The 3,838-nt window shown below is 65.7% G+C and carries 4 protein-coding genes and 1 pseudogene; 1 reads left to right on the top strand and 4 read right to left on the bottom strand.

Annotated features, from left to right (window positions below; genetic code table 11):
- A pseudogene (locus tag EOA24_RS30210) lies at positions 1-184 on the top strand (ABC transporter ATP-binding protein); the annotation flags it as partial.
- A gap of 59 nt (positions 185-243) precedes the next feature.
- On the opposite strand, the gene EOA24_RS30205 reads toward EOA24_RS30210, so the two are convergent.
- The 4 genes from EOA24_RS30205 to EOA24_RS30190 all read right to left on the bottom strand — a co-directional run.
- Positions 244-606 (bottom strand): Imm8 family immunity protein, encoded by a 363-nt coding sequence (locus EOA24_RS30205; RefSeq protein WP_126083319.1) that lies wholly within the window; start codon positions 604-606, stop codon positions 244-246.
- A 130-nt stretch (positions 607-736) separates the two neighbouring features.
- Positions 737-1,234 carry an N-acetyltransferase gene (locus tag EOA24_RS30200; protein ID WP_126083318.1) on the bottom strand — a complete coding sequence of 166 codons (498 nt, stop codon included), beginning with the start codon at positions 1,232-1,234 and terminating at the stop codon, positions 737-739.
- Positions 1,235-1,558: 324 nt separating this feature from the next.
- The gene (locus EOA24_RS30195) at positions 1,559-2,767 is read right to left on the bottom strand and encodes an NAD(P)/FAD-dependent oxidoreductase (protein ID WP_126083317.1); all 1,209 of its coding nucleotides are present in this window, start codon (positions 2,765-2,767) and stop codon (positions 1,559-1,561) included.
- A partial coding sequence (locus tag EOA24_RS30190; protein WP_127410389.1) for a formyl transferase occupies positions 2,764-3,838 on the bottom strand: 1,075 nt, incomplete at its 5' end. The genes EOA24_RS30190 and EOA24_RS30195, both read right to left, overlap by 4 nt.

The following is a 3,838-nucleotide window of genomic DNA, read 5'->3' as shown; positions in this document are numbered from 1 at the left end:
CGCCGTGATCGTGTCGACCCATGTGGTGGAAGCCGTGCCGGCGCTTTGTAATCGCGCGGTGCTGATGGCCGATGGCAGCCTGAACCGAAGCTGGGATGCAGCGCAACTGGCCGAAGCGGGCAGAGCGCCAGGCGCGTTCGAGGACAGCGTCATGCAGGCGCTGCGCATGCGAGCTGCTGCTTGATGTCGATCTAATTGATTGGTTCGAAATTCGCGCTAGCGTGTAGTTTCCCAGTTTGAAATTCAGAGCTTGTATTCGAATTCCCATAGCCCGACCCGCGAAAGCTCACAGGCTATCTCCTTCCAGCTATTGCCTTTGGCCGAAGCGCATCGAGCGATGAGAAATTCTTCCAGTTGAGTGTGATCGAAGGTCCGCATGAAGATCACGCTTTCACCTGAAAAGACTGCTTCTGTGTGGGACCGAAGAAACCATGTCGGCGAACACACCGTGGCCGTGAAGGCATCTGAGCCCTCTTTGCCCTCTTCTCCCGCATAAAAATCGATGGTGAGCGAAAAATCAGTTGGATCAGACGGGCGCCATGTGGAGAGATCGAACGCGAGCTTATCGGCGTCCACAATCCTATGACCCTTATACTCCGCTTTCATGAAACTCGCTTTTCCTGCTTCCTATGGGGACCGCGCTTTCCCGGCTTCGGCGCAACGGCGTCCATCTTCTCGCAAAGGTCGTCGATAGACCAGAGCGTTTGCGTCAACGCAGCGGCCATTGCCGCCGTCTCTAAGCCCTCGGCAGCATGCGGCGCATGATCAGCGAGGCGTGCCCGCGGACGCCGTGGGCGGCTTCCCGGCGCTCGACCACTTCGAAGCCGTGCTTGCGGTAGAAGGCGATCGCGCGGTCGTTGCCTTCGATCACCTCCAGCGCGATCGAGGGGATGCCGGCATGGGCGGCAAGCACGGCATGCAGAAGGTCGACCGCAAGCCCGCTGCCGAATGCCTGCGGCTCGATATGCAGCCGCTCCAGCGTGACGTCGCCTTTGGCGTCCATCGCCGCCATCGCATAGCCGGCGATCGAGCCGTCGGCGCGTTCGGCGACGAAAGACATCTTGTCCTCGTCTTCCAGTTCTTGCGCAAGCTGGTCCGGCGCGTGCCTTTCGTCGGAGAGCCGGGCCACGGTCTCGTCGCCCATGATCGGCGCGTAGGTCCGCCGCCAGGATTGGCCGAGCAGCCGCGACACATCGGCAAGATCGTTCCTCGTCATCGCCCGGATGCGGGTCATGGTCTTGGTCCTCGTTTCCATCCGAAGATAGGGCGAAGCGCGGTGCGCGGCCAACCCCCGGGCGCGCCGAAAGCGCGGATCCGGGCGGCGCCTTTCGGGCGTTCAAGCGGCTATCACGGGCGGCGCAAACGATCCTGCTGCTCGATAGCCCGCTGCCGGACCGATAGAGGCGGCAGCGGGCCATTGATGAGACGCTGTCCCGCCGAGCACGAGACACTGCTCACCTTTGGTTTAAGCGGGCATCGCCAGGGATGCGACTTACGGATTCGTAAGCTCAGTCACGATGACGTGCCCAAGGCCCGCCCGGCGGCGCAGCGCCCCCTCTCACGCCGCGCGCGGCTCGGCCGGTTTTCCCGCTTCGCGGATCCGTCGGCTAAAGACCATCAACTGCCGCGCGGTGTTGTTGCGCAGGCGGCGCAGGCGCCATTCCAGCCCTGTCTCGGTGGTGATGCGCTTGGCATAGATGCTGGCGCGCAGGGCCCTGGTGTCGGCCGCGACCTTGATCGGATCGTCATAGAAGGCGCAGATCTTGTCGGCCGCCATGCCGGGCGTCTCGAGCCAGGCGGGGATATGCGTGGAGCTGAGGCAATCGACATCGGTTAGCACGCGGTTTATCCCGTCGCCTTGCGCCGGGCAGGTCGTGGCGAACGCATCGCCGATGAAGACCACGCCGTCGCGGCGATGGCCCCGTGTCGTCGTCAGGCTGACCTGTCGCACCTCGACCTCGCTGGCGACGGCGAAGTTGCCGCATCGCTGGGCGATCTCCGGCATCAGGTCCAGCAGCATCTTTTGCGGGTTCTCGCGGAACGCCCGCACCCATGGATCGGCGACGGTCCGATAGACGAACATATTCGCCCGCAGCCGCTCGCCGATCCGGAAGATGGTAAGAAAGGCAATGCGATCGGCGACCCGCCTTGCGTAGAAGGTGAGGGACTGGAGGCCGAATTCCTGCGGCGTGATCGCCAGGTCGAACCCCATCGACAGCGAATGCGCCTTCGATTCCTCGATGCGCTCGACGCCGATGGCGCGCCGCACCGCCTCGCTGTAGCCGGTGGCCACCACCAGAAGCCGCGCATCGATGACCGAGCCGTCGGTGAGCACCAGGCGCTGCCGGTCCGGTCCGGTCGACACCTCGGCGACCTTGCCCACCGTCAGCGGCACTTCCGGAGGCAGCGCCGCGCGCATGCCGTTGACCAGCGGCGCGTAGGAGAAGGCGTATTCGAAGGTCTGCTTGCGCTCGAACAACTGGCCGAAGCGGAAGACATGGAGATCGGTCATCGGCGTGGAGAGCGACCTGAAGACCGAGCCGAGGCCAAGCTTCTCGAACAGCCCCATCTGTTCGTCGCGGGTTTTCTCGGCCCTGAATTCGTCATGGTGGACACGGTGCGGATCGATCAGCGCCACCTTGCGGCCAGCTTTGGCGAGCGTTATCGCCAGAACGGTTCCGGCCAGCCCGGCGCCGACGATCGCCACTTCCGCCTCGGTCCTGCCGGGCGGGGCTGCGGGCGTTTCGCGGTTCTCGGTGGTGCTCATTGCTTGTCTCCAAGGCCCGAGGGCATGCTCTCCCGCCGCTGCTTCCAGCGCGGCGCCATTGCCGAACCATCTATGAATTCCAGCCCGCCCGCTTCGTTGAGTGTGTGTAGCTTGCGGCCGGCCCAGCCGGCGCCGGGATTGAGGATCGTCTCGACGACCTGTTCGAAGCCGGTGTCGTCGAGGCGCGTGACCCGCGCGATGCCGAGCGCGGCGCCATAGCTCCTGCGGCAATCCTGCACCGGACGCAGCAGCTGCCCGCCGCGGCTCACCATGCGGCCCGCGGGGCGCGCGGAGGCGATGTCGATCAGCAGCGGGTTCTTCGGATGCGGCGTCCACGGCCCGCGGAAAACCGGCGCCGACCACAGATGCAGCTGGTCCGAGAAAGCGCCGCCGCCGTCGCGCACGGTGGCGAACATCCACCAGCGCCCGCCATGCTCGGTGAGCGTGGCGTCGCTGGCGACGATGTCCGACAACAGCGTCGCTTCCTTGACCCAGCCGCCCGGGAAGGCGCTGGCGCGGTAGAGATCGACGCTGCGGTTGGCGCCGCTTTCAGGCACCATCCACATCTCGCCGTCGCGCTCGAACACGAAGGGGTAGGAGAGGTGGTAGGGCAGTTCCAGCACCGGCTTCGGGGTGCCTGCCGGTCCGTTCGGCCCGAAAGCCACCGCCGACAGGATCGCCTTGCCGGTGCGGTGGATGTAGTCCTCGACGAACAGCGTCACCTGGCCGCGGTAAAGCACCGGGAACGGGTCGGCGTAGAAGCGGCTGCCGTCGTCAGCCAGGTCGCGCCAGCCCGATTGCGGATGGGCGCGCAGTTCGTAGAGGTCGCTGCCTCCGGTCTGGCGCCAGCCGACCCGCCAGTGCGGGGCGTTGTAGCACAGATGATAGATCTGCTGGACGATGCGCCGCGCCATGGCCTTGGCGGCCCGCACGCCGAGCTTCGTGGCCGGTGGCATGGGCGGGGACGACGCCCCGGATGGCGGTTCGGGCAGCACAGGCAGGTGCGAGCGCGCGGCGCCATTGACCGCCGCCACGATCAGGCTGGCCGAGCGCGCCAGCATGTCCTGGAAG

The organism is Mesorhizobium sp. M2A.F.Ca.ET.039.01.1.1 (genome assembly GCF_003998035.1).
GTDB lineage: Bacteria > Pseudomonadota > Alphaproteobacteria > Rhizobiales > Rhizobiaceae > Mesorhizobium.
This window is presented reverse-complemented; position numbering and strand designations above follow the sequence as displayed.

What these genes read in the sequence shown, in the direction of transcription:
- EOA24_RS30205 (WP_126083319.1), bottom strand. Translation starts at nt 606, where the DNA reads ATGAAAGCGGAGTATAAGGGTCATAGGATTGTGGACGCCGATAAGCTC.
- EOA24_RS30200 (WP_126083318.1), bottom strand. Translation starts at nt 1,234, where the DNA reads ATGACCCGCATCCGGGCGATGACGAGGAACGATCTTGCCGATGTGTCG.
- EOA24_RS30195 (WP_126083317.1), bottom strand. Translation starts at nt 2,767, where the DNA reads ATGAGCACCACCGAGAACCGCGAAACGCCCGCAGCCCCGCCCGGCAGG.